Source organism: Lysobacter sp. FW306-1B-D06B (assembly GCF_038446665.1).
GTDB lineage: Bacteria > Pseudomonadota > Gammaproteobacteria > Xanthomonadales > Xanthomonadaceae > Lysobacter_J.
On sequence record NZ_CP151802.1, the window covers coordinates 3,637,797 to 3,663,206 of the forward strand.

A 25,410-nucleotide genomic window follows, 5' to 3' on the forward strand; every position below is an offset into this window, starting at 1 on the left:
CATCAAGGCACAACCCGCGGCGCGGTGATGCACCGGCGCTCCGCACGTTGATGCTCCGTTACCCCTCACCCCAACCCCTCTCCCGAGGGGAGAGGGGCATGGGTGCTGCGCTTGGTCCGGTGACCTCACTTACAACTGCGACTCCACCGGCAACCACCGCACCACCGCGGCCATCGTGCGCCGCTTCCAGTCCGCCTCCGGTTCCTGCGTCCACACGCGCGGGGGCTCTTTCGAACCGTCCTCCCAGCGCAGCGCGTCGTTTTCCAGATACACGCGGTAGCTGTTCTTCGCGCTCACCTTCCACTCATAGATGCGCAGCAGTTCGCGCGTGAGTTCGCGATCGGTGAACGCGATGCCCATCTCGGTATTGAGGTTGATCGAACGCGGATCGAAATTCACCGAGCCGACGAAGCCCACGTCGCCGTCCACCATGAAAGCTTTGGTATGCAGGCTGGCCTCGCTCGACGAGGAGCCCAGCAGGCCGCTGCCCCCGCCGCCGCCGGGGCCGCGCGCCATCAGCTCGTACAGCTCGACGCCGCCGCGCAGCAGCGGCGCGCGGTACGGCGCGTAGCCGCCGTGCACCGCCGCGACGTCCGTCGCCGCGAGCGAGTTGGTCAGCACGCTCACGCGCACGCCGCGATCGCGCATGCGCAGCATCCACGCCACGCCTTCGTCGCCGGGCACGAAGTACGGCGAGCTGATGAACAGCTCGCGCTTCGCCCCGGCCACGGTCGGGGTGATCGCGTCGATCAGCCAGTCGCCCTTGCGCGGCGCGCCTTCGGCTTTTTCCGGAGGGTCCGACACCACGTGCGCCTCGCGCGTCCAGCGCGGCGCGCGACTGCCGCGCAGCAACGCCTGCACGCTTGGCGAACGCGCCAGTTGCTCCAGGTAGGGCTCGGCGTCCTTGTTGCGGTACTCCAGCGCTCCCACGCGACGCAGCCGCTGCAGCGAAAGCTCGTCCGCATCCACCAGCTGCGCCAGCGGAATCGCCGCCCCACTGTTCCAGTAGGCGTCGAAGATGCGCGCGGTTTCGCGCACGGGCTCACCGACCACCGCAAGGTCCGCATCAAGGAAGTTGGATTCCTCGGCCGCGCCGAAATACTCGTCGCCGATGTTGCGCCCGCCGACCACGGCGACGCGGCCGTCGGCGATCCATGCCTTGTTGTGCATGCGCCGGTTGAGGCTGAAGACCCGCAGCAGCATCTCCACGCCGCGCAGGAAGTACGACTGCCGGGCGCGCGATGGATTGAACATGCGCACCTCGATGTTCGGGTGGCGGTCCAGCGCGGCCAGCACGGAATCCTTCGCGTGCGAATTCAGGTCGTCCAGCAGCAGCCGCACGCGCACGCCGCGGTCGGCAGCGGCAAGGACCTCGTGCACGATCAGATTGCCGGTCAGGTCCGGCTTCCAGATGTAGTACTGCAGATCCAGGCTGCGCCCGGCGGTGCGCGCAGTGACCGCGCGGACGGTGAAGGCGTCCAGGTTGTCGGCGATCAGCGACAGCCCGGCCTGCCCGGGATGCGCCTGCTCCAGCGGCGCGATGGCGCGATCCAGCGCGGTCTCCACGCGGTCGGCGGGAATCGACTGCACGGGCGCGCCGCGTGCGCGTTGCGCGAAGCGGCCGTAGCTGTAGACCGACAGCAGCGAAGCCGCCACCAGCACCAGCACGACGATGCCGATCCACCGCAGCTTCCGGGTCATGTGCATCCCGCATGGGCCATGGCGTCCGATTCTAGCCACGCACCTGCAACGAAGTTTTCACGCGATGGCATCACGACGCCATGCGGGGCACCCGCTAGACTCCCGCGAGCTTCCCTGCCTGCCCGTTCCAGATGACCCGTCGCATCGCGCCCGTCCTGATTGCCCTGCTCGTCTCTGCCTGCGCCAGCGCTCCGAAGGTCGCGCTTCCGGTGGAGGCGCGCCTGCACCCCGGCCAGCGCATGGCGCTTCCGGAGAACGCACGCATCACCTACATCGGCACCGTCAACGACTCGCGCTGCCCGCCGGACGTGACGTGCGTGCACGCCGGCGACGCCGACGTGCGCCTGCGCTTCCAGAAGCCCGACACCGTGCTCGACGTGGTGCTCAAGGCCTCCGAACTGGGACAGCCGCGCGCCATCGGCGCCTGGCGCGTGACCCTGCTCGCGCTGTCGCCGGGTCCGCGTCCGGCCGCGACGCTGCGCGTGAACGACGCCGCCCGCTGAGCGCGACGCACGGCGGTACATGCGACGACGCGCGGGGATGTGACACCCTCACCGCACGCTCGCTTCCGGAGATCCCGCCATGACCCTCATCGTTTCCCCCCGTGTGCACGACCTCGGCGGGTTCCAGGTGCGTCGCGCCGTGCCGAGCATCCAGGCGCGATCGGTCGGGCCGTTCGTGTTCGTCGATCACATGGGGCCGGCGGTGTTCGAAGTCGGGCGCGGCATCGACGTGCGTCCGCACCCGCACATCGGGCTGGCGACGGTGACCTTCCTGTGGTCGGGCACGATCACCCACCGCGACACGCTCGGCAGCCTGCAGGACATCAACCCGGGCGACGTGAACTGGATGACCGCCGGCCGCGGCATCGCCCATTCCGAACGCACGCCGGGCACGCTGCGCGAGCACCAGCATCCGCTGCACGGCATGCAGACCTGGGTCGCGCTGCCGCGCGGCAGCGAAGAAGCCGACCCGGGCTTCTTCCACCACCCCGCCGCGACCCTGCCGCAGCAACGCCGCGACGGCAGCTGGCTGCGCGTGGTGGCCGGGCGCGGCTACGGCGAGGAATCGCCCGTGCGCGTGTACGCCGACACGCTCTATGTCGCCATCGACCTGGACGCCGACGCCGAACTCGCCCTGGACGACAGCCACCCCGAGCGCGCCCTCTACGTGCTGGAAGGCGACGCCCAGCTCGACGGCGCCGACATCCCGGCCATGCACCTGATCGTGCTCGACCCCGGCACCCGGCCGACACTGCGCGCCCGCACGCCCGTGAAGGCGATGCTGCTGGGCGGCGAGCCGCTCGACGGCCCGCGCCACCTGTGGTGGAACTTCGTGTCCAGCTCGAAGGAGCGGATCGAGCAGGCCAAGCAGGACTGGCTGGAGGGACGCTTCGGCAAGGTGCCCGGCGACGACGAGTTCATCCCCCTGCCCGAGCGCTGACCGGCCCGACCCATTGGCTTTGCGGATGATCGGCCCCGACTCATAAGCCTGGCTGTTTGCCTATTAAGTCTGGTTATTTGTCAAGTGCCGTTTTCTGGACTATGTTCGACCCAGATCGGCCGAAGCGGTCACGGTTCGCCGGTCAGCGCAGCCCGCCTCATGGGCTGTTTCGTTGCAAGGGGTTGTAACGACTACAGGGGGTTTGTCGTGAAGACGACGGCATGGCGTATGTCGGCCCTGCTCGTGCTCGCCGGTGTGGGCATGGCGAGTGCGCACGCGCAGAGCACGCAGGAAGGTAACTGTCCCCAGCTGCCCGCCGAGGCGGGTCTGGTCTGGGAATACAAGGCCACGGGCGGCGCCGACTTCTGTCGTGCACTGCGCGCCGATGGCTCCGAAGCGTTCGGTCTCTACATTTCGCGCAAGGCGAACTTCGAGCCCAAGCGCGGCAATCGCGCCGAGCCGGGCGTGATCGACGGCCAGAGCATCCACTGGTATCGCGGCGAAGTGGCGACGCGTCCGAACGTGGAAGTCCGCGAAACGCTGGTCGAATTGCCCGACGGCCGCGTCGCGCACATCTGGCTGCAGGCCGAGCAACCGCAACTGGCACCGGCGATCAGCCAGGCGCAGTCGCTGCGTTTCCCGGCCACGCGTCTGAGCAGCAACTGAGCCTTGCCGTGACGGCCCTTCCGCCCGCCAGCCGCGGGCGGAAAGCCGTCAATCGGCCCGGGCGTGCAATCAGCTTCTTTCGCAGTTACCGTCCTCCTCGCCGCTCCTAAGATCGGCCGCTTTCGCGCGCGGAACACATCCCGGCGCGTATCGGTTCGATTCCATCGGTTCCATGGGCAGGAGAAACAACATGATCAGGAAGCTTGCGGCCGAGTTCATCGGCACGTTCTGGTTGGTGCTTGGCGGTTGCGGAAGTGCAGTGCTCGCGGCGAAGTTCAATTCGGGCGGTGTCGAGATCGGCATCGGCCTGGTCGGCGTCTCGCTCGCCTTCGGCCTCACGGTCCTCACCGGCGCGTACGCGCTGGGTCATATCTCGGGCGGCCATTTCAATCCTGCCGTGAGTTTCGGCCTGTGGGCCGGCGGCCGTTTCCCGACCGGCGAACTGGTGCCTTACATCTTCGCCCAGGTGCTGGGCGGCATCCTCGCCGCGTTCGTCCTGTTGCATATCGCCGGTGGGGCGCCGGGCTTCACCATCGATCCCAATGCCGCCGGCACGTTCGCCACCAACGGCTTCGGCTCGCACTCGCCCGGCGGGTACGGCATCGGTGCGGCGTTCCTGTGCGAGCTGGTGATGACGGCGATGTTCCTGATCGTGATCCTCGGCGCCACGCACACGCGCGCGCCGGCGGGCTTCGCGCCCATCGCGATTGGTCTTGCGCTGACGCTGATCCACCTGATCTCCATCCCGGTCACCAATACGTCGGTGAACCCGGCGCGTTCCACCGCCGTGGCGGTGTTCGGCGGCCCGGTGGCGATGTCGCAGCTGTGGCTGTTCTGGGTCGCGCCGATCGCCGGCGGCCTGCTCGGCGGCGTGGTCTATCGCTGGCTCGGTCAGTACGGTCCGGAGGTCGCGGGCACGCGTCGCTGATCGCTGCGTCTTCGATGCAATGAAGAAAGGCCACGCGCGAGCGTGGCCTTTTTTTTGATGACTCGCCGAAACGGCATTGCTTCTGTAGCCCGGGTAAGGCCGAAGGCCGCACCCGGGGCCCGGCGCCGGACACACCTCCCCGGGTGCGCTGCGCGTACCCGGGCTACAACGGGCTAAAAACGCCCTTCCTGGTAATCGACGAACGCCTGCATGATCTGCTCCTTGGTGTTCATCACGAACGGGCCGTAGCGCGCGACCGGCTCGCGCAGCGGACGGCCGGCGACGAGGATCGCGCGCAGGCCGCCGTCGCCGGCTTCCAGGCGCACGGTACGACCGCCGATGAGCACGGCGATTTCCTGCGTCGACAGCGGCCGCGCATCGCGTCCCTCACCGAGGGAACCGGCGCCTTCGAATACATAGGCGAACGCGTTGTGGCCTTCGGGCAAGTCATATTCCCAGCGCGCGCCGGGGGCGAGTTCGATGTCCAGGTAGACCGGATCGGTCGCCGGCTGGCGAATGGGACCGGCGACGTCGCCGACGCGCCCCGCGATGACCTTCACGCGCACGCCTTGCGCCGGTTGCAGCAGCGGAATGCGGTCGGGCGCGAACTCCTGGTACTGCGGCTCCGCCATCTTCTCCGCGGCCGGCAGGTTCACCCACAGCTGGAAGCCGCGCATGCGGCCTTCCTGCTGCTCGGGCATTTCCGAATGCACCAGGCCGCGGCCGGCGGTCATCCACTGCACGCTGCCGGGCACGAGCACGCCTTCGTTGCCGTGGTTGTCCTTGTGGCGCATGCGGCCGTCGAGCATGTAGGTGACGGTCTCGAAGCCACGGTGCGGATGCTCGGGGAAGCCGGCGAGGTAATCCTCGGGCTTGTCGGTGCCGAACTCGTCCAGCATCAGGAACGGGTCGAGCATTTCCAGCTGCGGCGTGCCGATCACGCGCGTCAGGCGCACGCCGGCGCCGTCGGAAGCGGGCATGCCGCGCAGGGTGCGGCCGATGCGGGCGAAGTCGTGGGCGTTGCTCATGGGAGTCTCCTGTTGCCTGCCCGTCAATGTCGGGCCGACCGCGCCGCCCGGCCAGTGCCGTGGGTGGAACGGTCCATGTTCCGGGCTCCCGTGACGGCTCCTTCTTCTGCCCCTCCCCCTGCTTGCAGGGGGTGAGGAGGGATGCTTGCGCGCCACAGGCGCGCTTCCCGACGAACGCCATCGGGCCGCGCCCGATGGCTGCGCGCCCATCCATGGGCGTCGGCGCGCCTCCCACCATCACCACCCGATGCCAATACCCGCACCCGCGCTCTGCTCGCTGCCGCTGAAGGCCGCGCCCATGGAGAACGACACGTTCGGCTTCAGCCGGCGCTGGTAGCCGATCGACACCGCTTCCTCGCCTTCCGAGTAACCGGCGCCGACTGACACGCGGTTGTCTGTCTGGATGTTCGCCGCACTGGAGGCCATGTGGATCATCGCGGCGTTCATCGCGCCCTGGCGGTTGATGCGGCGATCCGTGTGGCGGAACTCGTCCTCCACCTCGCCGCGCAGGTCTTCGATGGCCTGCATCGGCACGGCGACGATCTCCTGCACGCGCGCGTCCGTGTACGCGTTCGCCTGCGTCAGCGTGGTGACCGATTGCGCCTGCATCTGCTGCACGTTCACCGCGTCCGTCGGCGCGCTGCCGGCGGCGACGTTGGCGACCTGGCGTTCCGCGCCGGCCGAACCGACCGACACCGTATTGGCACGATCGGCCACCGAGTTGGCACCGAGCGCAACGCTGTTGTCCGCGCTGGCCTGCGCGTTGCTGCCGGCGGCGACCGCATTGGTGCCGGTCGCGGTCGCCGGCCCCGCGTCCTGCGCGGTGAAGCGTGCATCGCTGCCGCCGCCTCCACCGCCCTGCGACTGGAGGAACTGCAGCGCCGAAGCCACGTCGTTGAAGACGTTGCCGTCGAGCACGAACTGCGGCGCCTGCAACACGTTGCCGTTGACCAGCGCGCCGCTGCCCGTCAGCGCGTTGCTCATGCTCTGCAAGCTGCCGTACAACTGGCCGCCGTTGATGGCCTCGGTGCTGCCCGCGCCAACCGCACCGTCGCCGAGGTTCACGATCTTGTTGGGCCCGGCGCCCAGATGGTTCGCACTGAAGGCATTGGCGCCCGCGTCCCACAGCAACGCGTCACCCGCCGCCACCTGCACCGCGCGCAGCTGCGCGACGTTGACCGCGTCGGTGTCGTCGCTGCCCGCCGCGACGTGCGTCAACTTGCGTGCCGCCGATGCCCTGCCGAAGGACACCTCGCCGATGGAGTTCTGCGGTGCCGCCAGTCCGAAGGCCGTGTAGCCCGTCTGCGGGCCGACCGTGGTGACCGATTCGGCGCCGATGGCGACCGACAGCAGATGCGAACTGACCGCGCCGGTGCCCAGTGCGACCGACAGCGGCTGCAATGCGAGCGCACTGCCGCCGAGCGCAACGCTGCCCGCACCGAAGGATTCCGCCTGCACGCCCACGGCCACGCCGGACGTGCCTCCGACGAGCGTGTTGCGACCGATGGCGATGCCGTCGCTCGCGGCCGTTTCGATCGTCGCTCCGTTGCCGATGCCGATGCCGCTGTCGGCATTCACCACCGCCAACGGACCGACCGCGATGGACTCGGCGCCGACCGCCAGCGAGTCGGCCTGCGTCGAATTGGCGTGGAAGTACATCGAACCCGCACTCGACACGCCGCCGATCGCGCTCTGCAACTGCCGCACGGTCACGGCATCGCTGCCTTCCGTGCCGTCGGCGACGTTGATGATCTGCCGGTAGGCGGTATCGGTGCCGACCGAGATGGCACCCAGCAACGTGCGGTCCGTCGTGTTGAACGGAATGACGTGGATGCCCGCCGGGATCACCCCGACGGCCGGCGCGATGGCGCGGCCGGACACGGAGCCCGCGCCCAGCGCCACGCCGCCGTCCACGGTCGTGCTCGCGCCGAAGCCGAGCGCCGTGCCCTGCGTCGCGCCGACGTTCGTGTTCGCGCCGAAAGCCGATGACTGCAACGCACCGACGGCGATGACGCTGTCGGCGCCCACCGCCGTGCTCTGGTCGGCGAGCACCTGTGCGTTGCGGCCGACCGCCGTATCGGACGGCCCGGCGGCGCGGCTGGCGGCACCGACCGCGACGCTGTTCGCGCCCAGGGCCTGCGCGCCCGCGCCTGCGGCGACGGAGGTCAGTCCGCTGGCGACCGCGTCGTCGCTGCCGTCGTTCAATCCGTCCGCCTTGAAGTAGCGCGTGCTCGCGCCGACGACGATGCCGAGCTGGCTGACGTTCACGCCATCGGTCGGCGCCACGCCGGGCGCCACGTTCACCAGCCGGCGTTCCGCACCGACGGTGCCGAAGGACACCGTGTTGGCCAGATTGGCGACGCTGCCCGCGCCTAACGCGACGGCGTTCACCGCCGAGACGCTGCTGCCGAAGCCCAGCGCCGTGCCCTGCGACGCGGTCACGCTGGTGTTGGCGCCGAACGCCGACGCCTGCAATGCGCCCACGGCGATCGTCGCGTTCTCGCCGACGGCCGTGCTCTGGTCGGCGTTGACGCGCGCGTTGCGGCCGATGGCGGTGTCGCCCGGGCCGGCGGCGAAACTCGCCGCGCCCAGCGCGACGCTGCCCGCGCCCGCCGCCGCACTGCCGCGTCCGGCGGCGAAGGCATCCACCTGCGAGGCGACCGAGTCCGCGCCCAGCGCCAACGCACCGGTCTGCGATGCATTGGCGGAGCGGCCGAGCGAAGTCGCATTGGCCGCCGTCGCCTGCGCGTTGTTGCCCACCGCCAGCGCTTCGCTCGCGGTGGCATCGGCGGACTGGCCGAGCGCGACGCTGAGCGAGCCGGTCGCGGTGGAGTTCTGCCCCAGCGCCGTGCTCACGTTGCCCTGCGCCAGCGCCGAGGTACCCAGCGCGACCGAGTTGCTGCCGGTCGCGCGCGCGTTCTGGCCGATGGCGCTGGCCTGCGGCCCCTGCGCGAGCGCGGCGGTGCCGAAGGCGACGCTGTTCTGGCCGTTGGCGACGGCGTTCGCGCCGACCGCGGTGGCGTCCTTGTTGTTGGAACGGCTGTTGTTGCCGATGGCGATGCCGTTGTCGATCGCCGTGCCGCTGGGATCGAGCGCCGCCACTATCGCGCCGGTGCCCACGGCCAGGCCGTTGAGCGAGTTCACCTGGCTGTTGTTGCCGATGGAAATGCCGTTGGCAGCCACGGCGGCGATCTGCGCGTTGGTGCCCATCACCACGCTGTCGGTGGCTGCGGCGCTGGAACGGAAACCGATGGCGATGGTGTTGCCCGCCTGCGCCTGCGCGAGCGTGCCCACGGCGGTGCTGTTGGTCGCCGTCGCGCGCGAGCCGCCGCCCAGCGCCAGCGCCGCCTGCTGCGTGGCGCTGGCATCGAAGCCGAACGCCGCGCTGCCCAGCGCGGTCGCGTGCGAGATCGTGCCGACCGCCGTGCTCGCCTGCGCGGTGGCGGTGCTGTCGGAGCCGATGGAAACGGTGCCGGTGTCGGTGGCCTGCGCGGCCGGACCGAACGCGATGGCGCCTTGCCCGGACGCCAGCGTCACTTCGTTCGCGTCCACCACGCCGTTGGCGTTGCTGTCGTTCCAGCCGCCGATGGCGGTGGTCAGCGTGTTCGTCGCCGAACTGCGATACCCCAGCGCCAGGCTGCTCTGCCCGCTGGCGACGACCTCGTTGCCCGCGGCCATGCTGGTCGCGCCGGTGGCCTGCGAACCGCCGCCGACGGCGAGCGCGCGATCGGCGGTCGCATTGGCGCCGATGCCGAACGCCTGCGCGCCGATCACCGTCGCCTGCGCGCCGGTGCCGATGGCCAGCGTCTGCTCGGCCGTCGCGCGGGCGAACGCGCCCACCGCGATCGCCGCTTCGCCTGTCGCAGTGCTGTTGGAGCCCAGCGCCGTCGTGCCGGGCCCGTTCGCCACCGCCGTGCTGCCGGCGGCGATGCTGAACTGGCCGGTGGTGGAGGCATCGTCGGTGCCGTCGCCCAGGCCGTCGGCCTGGAAGTAGCGGATGCCGTCGGCCACCTGGATCTGCACGGCGTTGAGCTGGCTCAGGTTGACCGCATCCGTCGGCGCGGTGCCGGCGGCGACGTTGACGATCTGCCGCTGCGCGCTGGCCGTGCCCACCGAAACCGTGTTGGCGCGATCGGCCACCGACCCGGCGCCGAGCGCCACCGCGCCGGTCACCGAGACGCTGGCGCCCTGCCCCAGCGCCGTGGCCTGCGCGCCGGTGGCCTGCGCCGCCTGTCCCACCGCCACCGCGTTGGCCGCCGCGCGGCTCTGGTTGCCGAAGGCCGAACCGTTCGCGGCACTCACCTGCGCGTTGTTGCCGATCGCGGTGGCGTTGACGAAGTTGGCCGTCGTCGCCTCGGCGGCGTCGGCGAGGTTGTCGTTGTTGAGGTCGACGAAACCGCCGAACGCCGCAGCGCCTTCCGCGTTTGCGCGCGACTGCCCACCCACCGCGATCGCACCTTCCGCATTGGCCTGCACCTGCGTGCCGACCGCCGTGGCCTGCAGACCGTTGGTGACCGCGCCGGCCCCCAGCGCAACCGCGCCGAAGCCCGTCGCACTGGCCTGGTTGCCGAAAGCCGACGCATTGCCGGTCGCGTTGGACGCAGTGGCGCTGCTGCCGCAGACGAAGGAGCCCGCACCGAGCACCACCTGCCCGCCCGGACCGGTGCACGTGGCCTGCGACCACGCCTGCGAACAAACGCCTGCGCCGAGCAGCGCCATCACCCACGCCGCCGATCTCAGGCGCGGCGGCCGTGCTTGCTGAAGGGGTTCATGCTGCGGCGCGATGCGCGCGCGCGGCGACTGTTGCTTGGCGGCCATGACCATCTCCCGTCGTCGGCGGAATCGATGAGCGGGTGCCGGGAACGGGCGACAACGGTGGCAGGCACCCTGGGGCGGTGCGCATCGGCACGTCCGGCTGACCGATGCATGCGTTGGGTGGGCTTCACCTTCGTCTAGGCGGAGTCACGGCCCATCGGTGGATTACCCGGCCGCGCGTGGAGACCGAATGAAGAATTTGCGAAAACCGTGCATTCACGCGCGCGCCCCGCCCCTGGAGGGGCGAAGGTCGCCAGACGTGAAGTGCTATGCGGCCGCGCCTCAGGCGCGGCGCGTGATCCGCCAGCAGCGGTGAATGCGCGCGTCGCGCTCGAAGTCCGGCGGAATCGTGCGCGCGGAAATGTCCTCGACGTGCGCAAACTCGGCGAGGGCCGTTTCATCCAGGCGGAAGCGCCGGAAGTTGTTGGAGAAATACAGCACGCCGCCGTCGGCCAGTCGCGCCACCGCCGCGCGCAGCAGGCGCACGTGCTGCGCCTGCACGTCGAAATCCTGCGCACGCTTGGAATTGGAGAACGTCGGCGGGTCGCAGAAGATCATGTCGTACTGCTGCGTGTCGGCTTCCAGCCAGCTCAGCGCATCGGCCTGCACGAGGCGATGGCGCGTGCCGCCCATGTTGTTCTCGCGCAGGTTGTCGGCGCACCACTCCAGGTACGTCGCGGACAGATCCACGGTGGTCGTCAGGCGTGCGCCGCCGACGGCGGCCTGCACGGTCGCCGCGCCCGTGTAGCCGAACAGGTTGAGGAAGCGCACGTCCTGCGCTTCATCGGCGATGTGCAGGCGCATCGGGCGATGGTCCAGGAACAGGCCCGTGTCGAGGTAGTCGAACAGGTTCACCAGCAACCGCGCGCGGCCTTCGCGCACGGGCACGAACTCGCCGCGCGAATCCATCTGCCCGTACTTGCTGCCGCCCTTGCCGCGGGAGCGCGTCTTCAACGCCACGTTCTCGCGCGGCACCGCGAAGACCTCGCGCACGGCGGCAAGCAGTTCGTTGAGCCGGCGACGCTGCACGTTCTCGGGGATCTCCGCAGGCGCGGCGTATTCCTGCACGTGCGCGAAGGTGCGCGGCGTGGCTTCGTCGGTGGTGTACAGGTCGATGGCCGCGGCGTACTCGGGAATGTCCGCGTCGTAGGCGCGATAACAGGTGATGCCTTCGCTCTCGCGCCAGTGCTTGAGCTTGCGCAGGTTCTTGCGCAGGCGGTTGGCGACCATCTGCGCGCCTTCCGACAGCGTCGGCGCCACTTCGACGCCGGCTTCGTCGGTGCGGCGGCGCTGCACCGGTGCGACCGGATCGCAGACGATCAGCGTGCATTCGATCGCGCCGTTGAACAGCTGGTACTTCTTCGACGCGCGCAAGCCCGTCGCGAACGCGAGTTCGGCGTCGCCGCACAGCAGGCTGGCCCGCCACTGCGGCACGGCGCGCTTGAGCGCATCGCCGAGCGCGCGGTACAGCGCGGGGTCGGCATGCAGGCGCGCGTCATACGGCGGGTTGCAGACGACCAGGCCCTGCTGTCCGTCACCGGCGCGCGGTTCGCCATCGCCGTCCGCATCGTGCGCTGTGGAAGGATGGACCGGCGCGTCGAGCGAGCGGATGTCCCCCACCTTGAACTCGATCAATCCCGCCAGCCCGGCCAGCACGGCGTTGTCCTGCGCGGCGCGGATCGCGTGCGGGTCGGTATCGCGACCGAAGAACGCCGGGCGCAGCGCGTTCATGCCGGACGCTTCGCGCTTGCGCGCATCGTCGACGAGCGCATGCCACGCCGCCGCATCCAGGCCGCGCCAGCGCGTGGGCAGTTCGTTGCCGTGGCGCTGCAGGCCCGGCGCGACGTCGGCGGCCATCAATGCGCCTTCGATCAACAGCGTGCCGCTGCCGCACATCGGATCGAGCAGCGCGCCGCCTTCGGCGTACACCTTCGTCCAGTGCCCGCGCATCAGCACGGCCGCGGCGAGGTTTTCCTTCAACGGCGCCTCGCCCTGCTTGGTGCGCCAGCCGCGGCGGTGCATCGGGCCGCCCGACAGGTCGATCGAAACGATCGCGCGGCCCTTTCGCAGCACCAGGCTCAAGCGCAGGTCCGGCGATTCGACATCGACGTCCGGGCGCGTACCGGTCTTGCCGCGCATCACGTCGACGACCGCGTCCTTCACGCGTTGCGCGGCGTAGCGCGCGTGCGTGATCGCCTCGCCGGACACGTGCGCGTCCACGGCGAGCGTGTCGCCCTGCGCGAGGTGCGCCGTCCAGTCGATCGCGGCGACACCGGCGTACAGCGCGTGTTCGTCGGGGCAATCGAATTCGGCGATGGGCCACAGCACGCGGCTGGCCAGGCGCGACCACAGCACGGCGCGCTGCGCATCGTGCAGCGTGCCTTCGACGTTGACGCCGGCCATGGCGGCCGTCGCGCGCGTGCAGCCCAATGCGGCCAGCTCGTCGGCGAGCAGGTATTCGAGGCCTTTGCCGCAGCTGGCGAAGAATTTCATTGAAGTCTCAGAGCGAAGCGAGCAGCGAGGCGAACGCTTCCGCGCTCGTCTCGACGTGATTGGAAAGACGATGGCTGTCGTCGACCAGCAGCAGGCGCGCACTGCGCGCGTACGACCAGGCGACGACTTCGGCGGCGGGAATCAGTTCGTCGTTCCAGCCGTGGATGACGGACGTGGGCACGCGCGCGGCGTCCAGTCGCGGCGCCTCGCCCATGCGCACCGGCGGCGCCATCAGGAACAGGCCCAGCGGCTGGACCTTCAGCGAGACGAAGCCGGAGATGTACGCACCCAGGCTCGACCCGGCCAGCACTACGGGACCCCGCGCGGCGGCATCGCGCGCCAGGCCGAGCAGGCGCTCCATGCGTGCGTAGACGTCGCCCACTTCGCTGACATCGCGCCTGGCGTCCAGGTCGGTGTAGTCGGGGCGCTCGTGGCTCCAGCCCAGGCGCTGCGCGGCATCCGCCAGCGCGGTGACCTTGGTCGCGTCGGGGCCGCTTTCGAAGCCGTGGGAAAGAATGCAGTGTCCGCGCGTGCTCATGCGTTGGTGTCGATGTCCGTGAGGGCGACGACCGTGTCGCCGCGGCGGATGATTCCGCCTTCGAGGATGCGAGCGCACAGGCCGCCGTGGCCGCGCATCGCGTTGAAACCGCCGGGCCCGAGCGCGGCTTCCATGCGCGAGCACGGATCGCAGCTGTCGGTGCCTTCCAGCACGACCTCGCCGATGCGGAACCGCCGACCCTTCAGCGCCACCAGCGGCAGCCCGGAGACGACGAGGTTGCGGCGCAGCGTGGCCGGCTGCACGGCGTCGTGGCCTGCGAGTGCGGCGATCACCGGCAGGTGTTCGGCCTGGATCAGGGTGATGCCGCGCTTGCCGCTGCCGCCCGTGTAACGGTCGCCCGCCAGGCCGGCGCCGGTTTGCGCCTGGACCTGGTCGACCTCGACCATGGGCACGTCGCGCTCGCGACGCAGGCCGATCCATTCGACCTGGCCGGCGCGCGGGAGCATGGCCATCAGTTTGCCGAGCTCGGAGTCGGCGGGCGGGAGCTTCATGGGCGGCTGGGTTCGGGGTCGGCCGCGACGGTCGCAGGCGGGGAATCGACGCCGGGCGGCAACGGGACGCCGCGCGGGAGGCGAATGGTAGCATCCGGCCCCATGTCGCCCGCCCCTCCGGCTCCGCCCATCGCCCTGGAACCGCTGCCCTACGAGGACCGCCTCGACGCGCGGCCGCGTGCGCAGATCGACCTCGTCGTCATCCACTGCACGGAGCTTCCGGACCTGACGATGGCGCGGCGCTTCGGCGAGGAAGTGCTGTACGAAGGTTCGCTGACCGGCAACAGCGGCCACTACTACATCGACCGCGACGGCAGCCTGCACCGGTACGTCGCGCCGGAGCGCGTGGCGCACCACGTGCGTGGCCACAATCCGCGCTCGATCGGCATCGAACTGGTGAACCGCGGCCGCTATCCCGACTGGCTGGCGGCCTCGCACCAGGCGATGGACGAGGCGTACACGGCGGCGCAGATCGAGGCACTGATCGCGCTGCTGCGCTGGCTGGAATCGGAACTGCCGTCGCTGCGCTTCATCGCCGGCCACGAGGACCTGGACACCACGCAAGTGCCGGCGACGGACGACCCGGACGTGCTCGTGCCGCGCAAGCGCGATCCGGGGCCGATGTTTCCGTGGGATCGCGTGATGGCGGGCGTGGGGTTGCAGCGGCTGGTGTAAACCGGCTGGCGAGCGGGGCCGGGGCCCATTCGGGCCCATTGAAGCTGTCGTTCCCGCGAAGGCGGGAATGCAAGTGCCCGACCCATCACGCTCTGCGGAGGACGGGATGAACGCTGCGAGTTGGATCCCCGCCTTCGCGGGGATGACGGCATGGAAGGCGGAGGCCCGTACGCGAGGCCATCGGGTTCGATCTTGCGAATCCCCATTCCCCATTCCCCATTCCCGGCCTCCTCCCGCCAGGGCCTCCGAACCCCGCCGGTTATACTTTTCCTCATTCCACGCACGAGTCCCCGCATGACCGCCCACGAGCAAGTCGTTCCCGAACTGGTCGAGCTGCTCTCGCTGGAACGGCTGGAGGACAACCTGTTCCGCGGCCAGAGTCGCGACATCGGCACCAAGTACGTGTTCGGTGGGCAGGTGCTCGGCCAGGCGCTGTCGGCCGCGCAGGCGACCATGGAGGCGCCGCGTGGCGCGCACTCGCTGCACGCGTACTTCCTGCGCGCCGGCGACATCGCCGCGCCGATCGTCTACCAGATCGACCGCACCCGCGACGGCGGCAGCTTCTCCGTGCGCCGCGTCACCGCGATCCAGCACGGCGAAGTGATCTTCTTCATGGCCGCCTCGTTCCAGCAGGACGAGGACGGCGCCGAGCACCAGCTCTCGATGCCCGAGGTGCCCAAGCCCGAGGACATCGATCCCGCGCCGGCGGTGCCCGAGCACGTCATGGCGACGCTGCCGATCAAGGTGCAGCGCTGGCTTTCGCGCAAGGGGCCGTTCGAGCTGCGCCACGTCTATCCGCGCGACGAGCTCAACCCGCCCAAGCGCCCGCCGTTCCAGCAGTTCTGGTTCCGCCTGACCGAACGCGTCGGCGATGCGCCGGAGTTGCATCGCGCACTGCTCGCCTATGCCTCCGACTTCCACCTGCTCGGCACCGCGACGTTCCCGCATGGCGTGAGCTATTACCAGCCCAACGTGCAGATGGCCTCGCTCGATCACGCACTGTGGTTCCACCGCCCGTTCCGCGCCGACGACTGGCTGCTCTATTCGATGGACAGCCCCACCGTGCAGAGCAGCCGGGGCCTGGCGCGCGGGCAGATCTTCGACCGCAACGGCCACCTCATCGCCAGCACCGCGCAGGAAGGACTGATCCGCGTGGTGAAGGACGCCGCTGCGGCGGCGCATGTGCCGGCGAGGGAGTGAGGCCGGGATTCGGGATTCGCAAGAGCCCGCTCCGCCCCGACACTCCAAGCGCTTCGCCGTCTCCAATCCTGCTCTTGCGAATCCCCACTCCCGAATCCCGAATCCCAATGCAATGAGACAAGTCTTCAGCAGCCAGCGCCTTGAGAACGTCGAGAGCGTCGCGCAGATGCTGCGCGATGCCGACATCGAGGTGCGCATCACCAACGGACGTTCCTACAAGGGCGGCCGTCGCGGCACGTTCAGTTACAGCGAGGAAGCCGGCGGCCCGAAGCCGGCCGTGTGGGTCGTGCGTTCGGACGATACCGTTCGCGCGCGCGAGATTCTGCGCGGCGCCGGGCTTCTTGAAACCACGCGCGAGAGCTTCTCCGGTCCGAGCTTCCGGTTGAATTCGCAGGACAGCGGCCCGGCCAAGAAGGCGCAGACGCGCATGCTGCGCATCAAGCTGGTGCTGCTGGCGGGCATCGTCCTCGTCGGCTGGCTGGCGATCATGCACGTGGTGAAGACCGACATCCCGACCGAAGCGCTGAAGACGCACCCGCTCGACGGTTCGCTCGCGCAGATCCCGCAACCGCTGGCGGCGGCGATCTTCACGCAGGAGCTGCCGAAGACGCACATTGACGTGCTGTGCCTGTCGATCGACGGACAGGACGCCTCGCCGGAACTGATCCAGGCGATGCAGCCGCTGGTGATGAAACCGCGACGCCGTGAGGTGGTGCCTGCGTCGCAATGCGTGCGCACCGCGAACGACGAAGTCGGCAGCCAGCAGCGCGGCACCGGCAAGCCGGCGCTGCTGGTGGACGTGCACGCGTTCCGTCCGAAGTCGCGCGACGATGAGGACCGGGTCACCGGCGTGATCGAATACACCGCGTACCACCATCGCCTGTCGGGTTCGTACAAGACGCTGGAAGTGCAGCAGACCGAGGCCGGATGGCAGGTCGTGCGGACGTTGAAGCACGTGGCGATGTGAGTCGCGCCATGCGTTCGCCCTTCGTCGGACCGACTTCGTAATCTCTCCACCGTTCGTCCTGAGCGTAGGCCGAAGTCGAAGGATGAAGCGGTGTGCCCCAGAGGTGGATGGACCAACGTCCGGCACCCCAAAAAAGAAAAGCCCGTGCCGCGAGACCCCGGCACGGGCAAGAGGGTTGAACCATCAGCACGCCCGGTCATCGACCGGGCGCGACGGCGGAAGTTCCGCCGCGGTCAGCGCTTGTGCGGCGCCAGGTCGGCGCGGGTGAGGAAGCCGTCGCGATCCTCGTCCATGAAAGCGAACGACTGCGCCAGGCGCGGCATCTTTTCACTGACCTCCACGCGACTGAGCTTGCCGTCCTTGTTCAGGTCGGCGGCGGCGAAGCGCTCTTCGGCACGCCTGGCGCGTTCGGCCTCGCGCTGCGGGCGCATGCGCTCGTGGTACTTGGTCAGCTCGCTGCGGACGATGTAGCCGTCACGGTTGGCGTCGATGTCGGCGAACTTCCCTTCGATCCACGGCAGCGTGGCGGCCTCGGTCTTGCTGATGCGGCCGTCGCCGTCGGCATCGGCCTTCACGATGCGCTCGGTGCCGCCATGACGGCCGCGGCCGTGATGACCGCCCTGGCGGTGCGGACGCTCGGATGCGTCGAGCTTGCCGTCGCGGTTCTTGTCGAGCTGGTCGAAGTTCGCGGCCAGGCGCGGGTGCGCGGCGGCCTCGGTGCGGTCGATGGCGCCGTCGTTGTTCGCGTCGAGCTTCGGACGCGCCGGGGCGTCGCCCTGCGGCGCGGCGATGGCGGCACCGGCGACAAGCGCAGCGACAGCGGTGGCGAGGAGAACGGAAGCGGTGGTGCGGGTCATGGGGACTGCTCCTGCGGGCAGCGCCGGATGGCGCCGATGTTCCAGTCAACGCGCGCCGCGTCGGGTGGTTGACGCCGAGCCGGCCGCGTTCAGTCGAGCGACAGCGTTCCCCTCACGTCCGGCGGCGCTATGCTGGGGCCATGGGCACCGAACCGCAGGACAGCGACGACCTGCGCCTGTTTCACACGGGCGAGCACGCCTGCGGCTACTGGCCGGAGCGCATGGCGCGCGACCTGGTGCTCGACCCGCGCGACCCGCGCCTGCGCGACTGGTACCCGCACGCGCTGGGCTGGGGCTTCCGCCGCTCCGGGGACATCGTCTACCGCCCGCATTGCGCCGGCTGCCGCGCCTGCGTGGCGGTGCGCATCCCGGTGGACCGCTTCGAGCCCGACCGCAGCCAGCGGCGCTGCCTGGCGCGCAATGCGCGCGTGGAGATGCGCGTGCTGCCCGCGCAGCGCACGGCCGAACAACTGGCGCTCTATCGCCGCTACCTCGCCTCGCGCCATGCCGGCGGCGGCATGGACGGACACGGCGCGTCGGAGTTCGACCAGTTCCTGATCGGCAGCTGGAGTGAAGGCCGCTTCCTCGAACTGCGCGAGCCTTCGCCGCAAGGTCCCGGCAAGCTGCTCGCCGTGGCCGTCACCGACTGCACGGAAGTCTCGCTGTCGGCCGTCTACACCTTCTACGACCCGGACGAAGCCGATCGCGGCCTGGGCACGCTGGCGATCCTCCGGCAGCTGGAATGGGCACGTCGCGAACGCCGCCGCCATCTGTACCTGGGCTACTGGATCGAAGGTCATCCGAAGATGGACTACAAGCGGCGCTTCCGTCCGCTGGAAGCCTTCGACGGCCGGCAATGGCACGACCTGCCCTGAGCGTCGACGCCACACCGCCAAGCGCTGTCATCCGCCCTGCGCGGCCGCGTGACAGAATCGCGCGATGGCCCGATTCCCTCTCCTTCTTGTTGCGCCGCTGGCGCTGCTTCTCGCCGCCTGCACGCAGGTCAACGTCAAGGGCGATCCCGACGCCTGGATGCGCTCGATGAGCGACGACGCGACGCTGCGCGTGGCGACCTACAACACCTCGCTGTACGAGGACGACACGGGCGGTCTGATCCGCCGCCTCGAAGGCGCCGACGCCGGCGCGCGCAAGATCGCCTCGGTCCTGCAGCGCGTGCGTCCGGACGTGGTGCTGCTCAACGAATTCGACTACGACACCGACGGCCGCGCGGCCGACCTGTTCCAGCGTCACTACCTCGAAGTCGCGCAGCCCGGCGGCGGCGATCCGCTGCGCTATCCCTACCGCTACCTCGCGCCCGTGAACACCGGCGTGCCCAGCGGACTGGACCTGGACCGCAACGGCAGCGCGGGCGGTGAAGGCCGCAATCGCGGCAACGACGCTTGGGGCTACGGCCTTCACCCGGGCCAGTACGGGATGCTGGTGCTGTCGAAGTTCCCGATCGATGCCGAACAGGTGCGCACGTTCCAGTTGCTGAAGTGGAGCGCCCTGCCCGGCGCGCGCCAGCCGAAGGACCCGAAGACGGGCGAGCCGTGGTACCCGGCGAACGTCTGGTCGCAATTGCGGCTGTCGTCCAAGTCGCACTGGGACGTGCCGGTGCGCACGCCATCGGGCACGCTGCACTTCCTCGTCTCGCATCCGACGCCGCCGGTGTTCGACGGTCCCGAGGATCGCAACGGCGCGCGCAATGCGGACGAGCTGCGTTTGTGGAGCGAATACCTCTCGCCCGGCGACAAGCCCTGGCTGTGCGACGACCGCGGCCGCTGCGGCGGACTGCCTGAAGGTGCGCGCTTCGTGATCGCGGGCGATCTCAACAACGATCCCGTCGACGGCGACGGTCGCCACGAAGCCATCGTCGAACTGCTCGAACACCCGCGCGTGCTGCGTTACGCCACCCCGCGCAGCGAAGGCGCGGCGGAGGTGACGGCGAAGTACGCGGCCTCCGGCATCGTGCATCGCGGCGCGCCCGCGCACGCGACCGGCGACTTCGGCCCGAAGGCGGGCACGATGCGATTGGATTACGTGCTGCCGTCGGTGGGTTTTGCACTCAAGGACAGCGGCGTGTTCTGGCCGGCATCGTCATCGCCGGAGGCGGCGATCGCGGACGGCAGCGATCACCATCTGGTGTGGGTGGATCTGGACGTGCCGGCGCCGTGAGGCGCATGCGCCGTTTGCCCTCACCCCAACCCCTCTCCCGTAAACGGGCGAGGGGCTAGAAGCTGCGTGCACGCTACGCCACGCACTGCCAAACCGATCAGAACGGCTTGGCCAACACCAGGAACACGATCGCCACCAGCAACAGCACCGGCACTTCGTTGAACCAGCGCAGCGCCGTCGACGAAGGCAGCGCGCGCCCGGCGTCCACGCCCTTGAGCCAGCGCCCTGCCAGCGTGTAGTGCACGAGCATCAGCACCACCAGCGCCAGCTTCGCGTGCAGCCAACCGCCGCTGACCTTGAAGTACAGCCACAGCACCAGCCCGAACACGAAGGCGAGGCCGAACATCATGTGCCCGAAGCGATACAGCCGGCGGCCCATCAGCACCAGGCGCGCGCGCACTGCCGGTTCATTGCCGGCCTCGGCGATGTTCACCAGGATCCGCGGCAGGTAGAACACGCCGCCCATCCACGCCATGACGAACACCAGATGAGCGGTCTTGGTCCAGAAGTAGGCCATGGGGATCCTCCGAAAGTCGGCGCATAGGATTGCACACCGCGATGGGTCGCCTCCGGGTCGATTCCCTGTCCGACAGCGCGCGCCCATACAATCCCGCCCCATGACCAAACACTACGACCAGGCCTACTTCGAACGCTGGTACCGCGATCCCTCGAAGAAGGACCACGCCGTCGGCAGCACCGCACGACTCGCGCGCAAGGTCGCGCTCGCCGTGGCCACCGCCGAGTACCACCTGGAACGCCCCATCCGCACCGTGCTCGACATCGGCTGCGGCGAAGGCCCCTGGCGCGCACCGCTGCTGAAGCTGCGGCCGAAAGCGTCCTACCTGGGTTTCGACAGCAGCGAATACGCGGTGCGCCGTTTCGGCGCGCGCCGCAACCTCCACTTCGCGCGCTTCGCCGACTTCGCGCAGCTGCGCCCCTGCCCGCCGGTCGACCTGCTGGTGTGCAGCGACGTCATGCACTACCTGGACACGCGCGAACTCGATCGCGGCCTGCCCGGCCTGGCCGAACTCTGCGGCGGCGTCGCCTTCCTGGAAACCTTCACGGCCGAGGACGAAACCGACGGCGACAACGTCGGCTTCCAGCCACGGCCGGCGCGCTTCTACCGCCAGCGCTTCGGCAAGGCCGGTTTCGTGCCGCTGGGCTCGCACCTGTGGCTCTCCCCGGCGCTGGAAGACCGCCTGGTCGCCCTCGAACGCCCGGCCTGACCTCGCCCCGATTCATCCAGCGCCGCAGACGATCCGCTATGCTGCGACGCAGCATGCCCACCCCGGGCCGCAACCGGATTCATTCGATGCTCTATCAGATGCACGAGTTGGGCCGCGCCTGGATGGCCCCGATGACGTACTGGGCCGAAGCCTGCGCCAAGATGTTCGGCCAGCAGAACGGCGGCTGGCTGTCGTCCATGCCCGGCGCCGCGCAGGCCGCGGCCGGTTACGAACTGCTGTACCGGATCGGCAAGGACTACGAAAAGCCCGAGTTCGGCATCCACTCCATCGACATCGACGGCACCGTCTACCCGGTGATCGAGCGCGAGATGCTGCGCAAGCCGTTCTGCCGGCTGCTGCGCTTCAAGCGTTACGCCGACGACGCCGGCAACCTGCGCGACCTCAAGGACGATCCGCCGGTGCTGGTCGTCGCCCCGCTCTCGGGCCACCACGCCACGCTGCTGCGCGACACCGTGCGCACGCTGCTGCGCGACCACAAGGTCTACATCACCGACTGGGTCGACGCGCGCATGGTGCCTACGGGCGAAGGCGCGTTCTCGCTCGACGATTACGTCGACTACGTGCAGGAGTTCATCCGCCACATCGGCGCGGAATCGCTGCACGTGATCAGCGTGTGCCAGCCGACCGTGCCGGTGCTCGGTGCGATCTCGCTGATGGCCGCGCGCGGCGAAGCGACGCCGCGTTCGATGGTGATGATGGGCGGCCCGATCGACACGCGCGAGAACCCGACCAAGGTCAACGATCTCGCCACGCACAAGCCGCTGTCGTGGTTCCAGGACAATCTGATCCACCACGTCCCGCCGAACTACCCCGGCCACGGGCGCGCGGTGTACCCGGGCTTCCTCCAGCACAGCGGTTTCGTCGCGATGAATCCCGAGCGGCACTTCCAGTCGCACTGGGATTTCTACACGGATCTGGTGAAGGGCGACCTGGACGACGCCGCCGCACACCGCCGCTTCTACGACGAATACAACGCCGTTCTCGACATGCCGGCCGAGTACTACCTGCAGACCGTGCGCATCGTGTTCCAGGAGCACCTGCTGCCGCGCGGATTGTGGGACGTGCGCGGCGAGCGCGTGGAGCCGGCGAAGATCCACGACACCGCGCTGCTCACCATCGAAGGCGAACTGGACGACATTTCCGGCCAGGGCCAGACGCGCGCCGCGCACACGCTGTGCACCGGCATCGCGCAGGAGAACCGCGAGCACCTGACCGTGCAGGGCGCCGGCCACTACGGCATCTTCAGCGGCCGCCGCTGGCGCACGCAGGTGTATCCGCAGGTGCGCGATTTCATCGCCCGCCATGCTGAACGAGGCGTTTCGACTCCGGCTTGACTCGGACGGCGCATGCCCTGAGATCATCGGTTCCCCCTACACGAGGAACCGCGCATGGACTGTCCCGTCTGCCGTGACGTGAAACTGGCGATGACCGATCGCCAGGGCATCGAGATCGACTACTGCCCGCAGTGCCGCGGCGTCTGGCTCGACCGCGGCGAACTCGACAAGCTGATCGAGCGCGCATCGGACGACAGCGCGCCGCGCGCGTCGTCACGTCCCGCCGCCCCGCCGCCCCCGCCGACGCACGACCCGCGCGCGTACGGCCATGGCGATCAGTACAAGTCCGATCACTACAAGTACAAGAAGAAAAAGAACCTGCTGGGGGAGCTGTTCGATTTCTGAGTCTTTGAACACCGTCATTCCCGCTAAGGCGGGAATGACGGCAACATGAGTGAGTGCCCGGGCGTTCCCGCACAAATGAAGCCCCGCACGCGCGGGGCTTCGTTTTTCAAGCAACAGTGAGCCCGCTCAACTCGACGCGCGGCAACCCTGCACGAACACCTTGTTCTCGGTCGCCACGCCCCAGCGACCGTCCAGTTCGCGGCAGCCCGCGGTCCACGAACCGACGAGGGCGCCTTCGTCGTCGTAGTACAGCCACGTGCCCTGCCAGCTCGCGCCGGCGGTGAACGACATCAGGCCCATCACGGCGGCCAGGGCGAAGATCCTGAAACGACGCATGCTCATCTCCTTTGAGGTTGCGGCAAGGTTCCGCCCGCGCACCGTAGGCGATGGGAGTCGCGTGTTCTGTTAACCAGTCCGCACTGCGCGCGTGAACGCGGCGTTCACACGCGAGGCGGCGTGCTCAGCTGTACTGCGCCGTCTTCACCAGCATGTGCTTGGCGAGCAGGCCGTGCAGGCGACCGATGCCGCGCGCCGCATGCAGCGTCGCGAACAGCAGCACCACGCCCACCAGGACTGCGATCGGCCACATCCACGGCTCGCCATCGATGAACAGGTTCCAGTTGTCGACCGACAGGTTCCCGCCCAGGCCCAGCACCAGCGCCACCGGCACCGCGATCAACGACAGCGACACGCTCAGTCCCGTCACGACGATCGTGAAGTACGCGATGCCCAACGGCAGCATGAAGAGGAAGTACAGCTGCGTGGCCCAGATGCGCGGGTCGGTGAACAACTCGCCGATGCGCTTGAGCAGCGGCTGCCCGCGGCTGCTGTACAGCGGACGGCGTGGCATGCGCTCGCCCAGCATCACCTCGACGATGCGCCCCTCCACCAGCGACAGGAGGCGGATCGAGCCGAAGTACAGGATCACGAACGGCACGCCGATGATCAGCACCGCCAAACCCGCCGACAACGACAGCCCGGTCACCACCCAGGTGAAATAGAAGATGCCCGTGGCCAGCGACAGCAGCATGTAGAACAACGCGCCATAGGTGCGCGTGTCGGCGATGACGCCGAAGAACTGCCCCAGCACCGACTGCCTGGGCTTGGGCGGTGGCGCCCGCAACGCGGTCTGCACCTTCACTTCGGTGTCGCGGTAGATGTCCGCGACCTCGTCCGGCGCGCCGTAGCTGCCGGCGACGGCGACGATCACCTCCGCCTCGCTCTTGCCGGGATTCTCGGCGAGCTCGGAACGCAGGTATTCCTCGGCGTCGTACAGCGCGTCCTGCACCAGGGCCGGATCGGCACCGGCCAGCGAACGGCGCAGGTGCTCGAGGTAATCGGGGATCGTCGTCGGCAGGCCGCCGGGACGGGAGTCGTTGCTCGAGGAAAACGCGTTCATGGCAGCAGTCCTTCCAGGACGGAATCGACGGAATCTCGGGTCGCACGCCAGGCGGCGGCCCATTCGTGCAGCACCGTGCGACCGGCCTCGGTGATGCGGTAATAGCGTCGGGGCGGGCCGGAAATCGACGGCTCGATATGGCTGTCCAGCAACCCCGCCCCTTCGAGGTTGCGCAGCACCGGGTACAGCGCACTCTGCTTGCCGGCCAGCACACCGCCGCCGATGCGCTCCAGCTGCTTGGCGATCTGGTAGCCGTACAGCGGCTCCCCGGTCGATCCCAGCACGGCCAGCAGGGCCAGCGAGACAGTGCCGGCGCTGAGCTCCTTCTGGAATTTCCGCAGCTGGGTGTCGAGATCGCTCATGGCAGGGGGAGACCGGTAGGCTGGACTCCACACTACTGCGGACTTCGATATAGCAAACCTGCCATTAGTCACGCGCCTTGCCGTGTCGTGCACCGGCCGGCTGCTATCAGGGGGACTGGCCGCGATCCGTTCCGCGGCGAGGAGCCCACCATGCCCCGGGGCGACAAATCCGCGTACACCGACAAGCAGAAGCGCCAGGCCGAACACATCGAGGACAGCGAGCGCGAGCAGGGCCGCTCCGAAGAAGACGCCGAACGCATCGCCTGGGCCACGGTGAACAAGCAAGACGGCGGCGGCAAGCTCAAGAAGGCTACGAAGAAGGCGACCAAGAAGGCATCGGCGCGCAAGACCACGAAGAAGGCGGCGAAGAAGACGTCGGCACGCAAGACCACGAAGAAGGCGGCGAAGAAGACGTCGGCACGCAAGACCGCGAAGAAGGCGGCGAAGAAGACGCCAGCACGCAAGACCGCGAAGAAAGCGACAAAGAAGACGTCCGCGCGCAAGACCGCGAAAAAGGCGACGAAGAAGACGGCCCGCAAAGCGACCGCCCGCAAGACGACGAAGAAGGCGGCCAAGAAGGCGACCCGCAAGTCGACCCGCACCACCGCCTCGCGCAGCGCCGCGGCGAAGAAGGGCGCCCGCACCCGTCGTTCGGGCCGCAACGGCGCCTCGGCCTGAGCCGTACGCGGGCGGACGGTCGGCCGCCGTGTCCGGTCGACTGACCG

Annotated in this window: 24 protein-coding genes; 13 read left to right on the forward strand and 11 right to left on the reverse strand. The window is 69.2% G+C overall.

The features are described from left to right. Window positions 1–129 precede the first annotated feature (129 nt). Entirely contained in the window at window positions 130–1,701 is a 1,572-nt protein-coding gene (locus AAFF32_RS16865) for a phospholipase D family protein (protein ID WP_216962657.1), read from the reverse strand. 131 nt (window positions 1,702–1,832) lie between these two features. Here AAFF32_RS16865 and AAFF32_RS16870 point away from each other — a divergent pair, with 131 nt between their 5' ends. From AAFF32_RS16870 to aqpZ, 4 genes are all read left to right on the forward strand, one after another. Next, the gene (locus AAFF32_RS16870; protein ID WP_216962658.1) at window positions 1,833–2,204 is read left to right on the forward strand and encodes a hypothetical protein; all 372 of its coding nucleotides are present in this window, start codon (window positions 1,833–1,835) and stop codon (window positions 2,202–2,204) included. A 79-nt stretch (window positions 2,205–2,283) separates the two neighbouring features. After that, window positions 2,284–3,144, forward strand: a complete 861-nt coding sequence (locus AAFF32_RS16875; protein WP_216962661.1) for a pirin family protein — start codon at window positions 2,284–2,286, stop codon at window positions 3,142–3,144. Window positions 3,145–3,372: 228 nt separating this feature from the next. Continuing rightward, window positions 3,373–3,810: a hypothetical protein gene (locus AAFF32_RS16880; protein ID WP_216962664.1), complete on the forward strand. Its 438-nt coding sequence runs from the start codon at window positions 3,373–3,375 to the stop codon at window positions 3,808–3,810. Window positions 3,811–4,000: 190 nt separating this feature from the next. After that, on the forward strand, window positions 4,001–4,738 hold the full coding sequence (gene aqpZ / locus AAFF32_RS16885) for an aquaporin Z (RefSeq protein ID WP_216962667.1): 738 nt from the start codon (window positions 4,001–4,003) through the stop codon (window positions 4,736–4,738). A 173-nt stretch (window positions 4,739–4,911) separates the two neighbouring features. Here the strand turns inward: aqpZ and AAFF32_RS16890 are convergent, their stop codons facing one another. The 5 genes from AAFF32_RS16890 to AAFF32_RS16910 form a co-directional block, all read right to left on the reverse strand. Then, complete coding sequence (locus AAFF32_RS16890; RefSeq protein WP_342315822.1) at window positions 4,912–5,766, reverse strand: pirin family protein; 855 nt, start codon at window positions 5,764–5,766, stop codon at window positions 4,912–4,914. A 237-nt stretch (window positions 5,767–6,003) separates the two neighbouring features. Then, window positions 6,004–10,584 (reverse strand): YadA-like family protein, encoded by a 4,581-nt coding sequence (locus AAFF32_RS16895; protein WP_342315823.1) that lies wholly within the window; start codon window positions 10,582–10,584, stop codon window positions 6,004–6,006. Between the two features lie 279 nt (window positions 10,585–10,863). Continuing rightward, window positions 10,864–13,074, reverse strand: a complete 2,211-nt coding sequence (gene rlmKL / locus AAFF32_RS16900) for a bifunctional 23S rRNA (guanine(2069)-N(7))-methyltransferase RlmK/23S rRNA (guanine(2445)-N(2))-methyltransferase RlmL (protein ID WP_216962675.1) — start codon at window positions 13,072–13,074, stop codon at window positions 10,864–10,866. A gap of 7 nt (window positions 13,075–13,081) precedes the next feature. Then, the gene (locus AAFF32_RS16905) at window positions 13,082–13,612 is read right to left on the reverse strand and encodes a hypothetical protein (protein WP_216962678.1); all 531 of its coding nucleotides are present in this window, start codon (window positions 13,610–13,612) and stop codon (window positions 13,082–13,084) included. Then, on the reverse strand, window positions 13,609–14,124 hold the full coding sequence (locus tag AAFF32_RS16910) for an MOSC domain-containing protein (RefSeq protein ID WP_216962681.1): 516 nt from the start codon (window positions 14,122–14,124) through the stop codon (window positions 13,609–13,611). Before AAFF32_RS16910 ends, AAFF32_RS16905 begins: the two co-directional genes overlap by 4 nt. A gap of 102 nt (window positions 14,125–14,226) precedes the next feature. Between AAFF32_RS16910 and AAFF32_RS16915 the strand changes: the two genes are divergently transcribed. The 3 genes from AAFF32_RS16915 (at window position 14,227) to AAFF32_RS16925 (ending at window position 16,966) form a co-directional block, all read left to right on the forward strand. Further along, window positions 14,227–14,799 (forward strand): N-acetylmuramoyl-L-alanine amidase, encoded by a 573-nt coding sequence (locus tag AAFF32_RS16915; protein WP_216962684.1) that lies wholly within the window; start codon window positions 14,227–14,229, stop codon window positions 14,797–14,799. 294 nt (window positions 14,800–15,093) lie between these two features. After that, the gene (tesB, locus tag AAFF32_RS16920) at window positions 15,094–15,999 is read left to right on the forward strand and encodes an acyl-CoA thioesterase II (protein WP_342315824.1); all 906 of its coding nucleotides are present in this window, start codon (window positions 15,094–15,096) and stop codon (window positions 15,997–15,999) included. Between the two features lie 112 nt (window positions 16,000–16,111). Beyond that, the gene (locus AAFF32_RS16925; RefSeq protein ID WP_216962689.1) at window positions 16,112–16,966 is read left to right on the forward strand and encodes a hypothetical protein; all 855 of its coding nucleotides are present in this window, start codon (window positions 16,112–16,114) and stop codon (window positions 16,964–16,966) included. 233 nt (window positions 16,967–17,199) lie between these two features. Here AAFF32_RS16925 and AAFF32_RS16930 read toward each other — a convergent pair whose 3' ends face one another. Continuing rightward, entirely contained in the window at window positions 17,200–17,823 is a 624-nt protein-coding gene (locus AAFF32_RS16930) for a hypothetical protein (protein WP_342315825.1), read from the reverse strand. A gap of 140 nt (window positions 17,824–17,963) precedes the next feature. Between AAFF32_RS16930 and AAFF32_RS16935 the strand changes: the two genes are divergently transcribed. Next, window positions 17,964–18,698 (forward strand): arginyltransferase, encoded by a 735-nt coding sequence (locus AAFF32_RS16935; RefSeq protein ID WP_216964343.1) that lies wholly within the window; start codon window positions 17,964–17,966, stop codon window positions 18,696–18,698. 64 nt (window positions 18,699–18,762) lie between these two features. Beyond that, window positions 18,763–19,998 (forward strand): endonuclease/exonuclease/phosphatase family protein, encoded by a 1,236-nt coding sequence (locus tag AAFF32_RS16940; protein WP_342315826.1) that lies wholly within the window; start codon window positions 18,763–18,765, stop codon window positions 19,996–19,998. A gap of 97 nt (window positions 19,999–20,095) precedes the next feature. On the opposite strand, the gene AAFF32_RS16945 is transcribed toward AAFF32_RS16940, so the two are convergent. Further along, complete coding sequence (locus AAFF32_RS16945) at window positions 20,096–20,515, reverse strand: CopD family protein (RefSeq protein ID WP_216962698.1); 420 nt, start codon at window positions 20,513–20,515, stop codon at window positions 20,096–20,098. A gap of 100 nt (window positions 20,516–20,615) precedes the next feature. Between AAFF32_RS16945 and AAFF32_RS16950 the strand changes: the two genes are divergently transcribed. The 3 genes from AAFF32_RS16950 (at window position 20,616) to AAFF32_RS16960 (ending at window position 22,924) form a co-directional block, all read left to right on the forward strand. Beyond that, a complete protein-coding gene (locus tag AAFF32_RS16950; RefSeq protein ID WP_342315827.1) occupies window positions 20,616–21,224 on the forward strand; it encodes a class I SAM-dependent methyltransferase in 609 nt (202 codons plus the stop codon). A gap of 86 nt (window positions 21,225–21,310) precedes the next feature. Further along, the gene (phaZ, locus tag AAFF32_RS16955; RefSeq protein WP_342315828.1) at window positions 21,311–22,579 is read left to right on the forward strand and encodes a polyhydroxyalkanoate depolymerase; all 1,269 of its coding nucleotides are present in this window, start codon (window positions 21,311–21,313) and stop codon (window positions 22,577–22,579) included. Between the two features lie 54 nt (window positions 22,580–22,633). After that, window positions 22,634–22,924: a zf-TFIIB domain-containing protein gene (locus AAFF32_RS16960; RefSeq protein ID WP_342315829.1), complete on the forward strand. Its 291-nt coding sequence runs from the start codon at window positions 22,634–22,636 to the stop codon at window positions 22,922–22,924. A 126-nt stretch (window positions 22,925–23,050) separates the two neighbouring features. Here the strand turns inward: AAFF32_RS16960 and AAFF32_RS16965 are convergent, their stop codons facing one another. From AAFF32_RS16965 to AAFF32_RS16975, 3 genes are all read right to left on the reverse strand, one after another. Then, window positions 23,051–23,260 carry a DUF6289 family protein gene (locus AAFF32_RS16965; protein WP_216962712.1) on the reverse strand — a complete coding sequence of 70 codons (210 nt, stop codon included), beginning with the start codon at window positions 23,258–23,260 and terminating at the stop codon, window positions 23,051–23,053. A gap of 124 nt (window positions 23,261–23,384) precedes the next feature. Further along, window positions 23,385–24,323, reverse strand: coding sequence for a sensor domain-containing protein (locus AAFF32_RS16970; protein ID WP_342315830.1), 939 nt, complete (start codon window positions 24,321–24,323; stop codon window positions 23,385–23,387). Beyond that, window positions 24,320–24,685 carry a PadR family transcriptional regulator gene (locus AAFF32_RS16975; protein ID WP_216962718.1) on the reverse strand — a complete coding sequence of 122 codons (366 nt, stop codon included), beginning with the start codon at window positions 24,683–24,685 and terminating at the stop codon, window positions 24,320–24,322. The genes AAFF32_RS16970 and AAFF32_RS16975 overlap by 4 nt, the downstream gene beginning before the upstream one ends. 150 nt (window positions 24,686–24,835) lie before the next feature. Here AAFF32_RS16975 and AAFF32_RS16980 point away from each other — a divergent pair, with 150 nt between their 5' ends. Beyond that, window positions 24,836–25,363, forward strand: coding sequence for a hypothetical protein (locus AAFF32_RS16980; RefSeq protein ID WP_342315831.1), 528 nt, complete (start codon window positions 24,836–24,838; stop codon window positions 25,361–25,363). The last annotated feature ends 47 nt before the right edge of the window (window positions 25,364–25,410 follow it).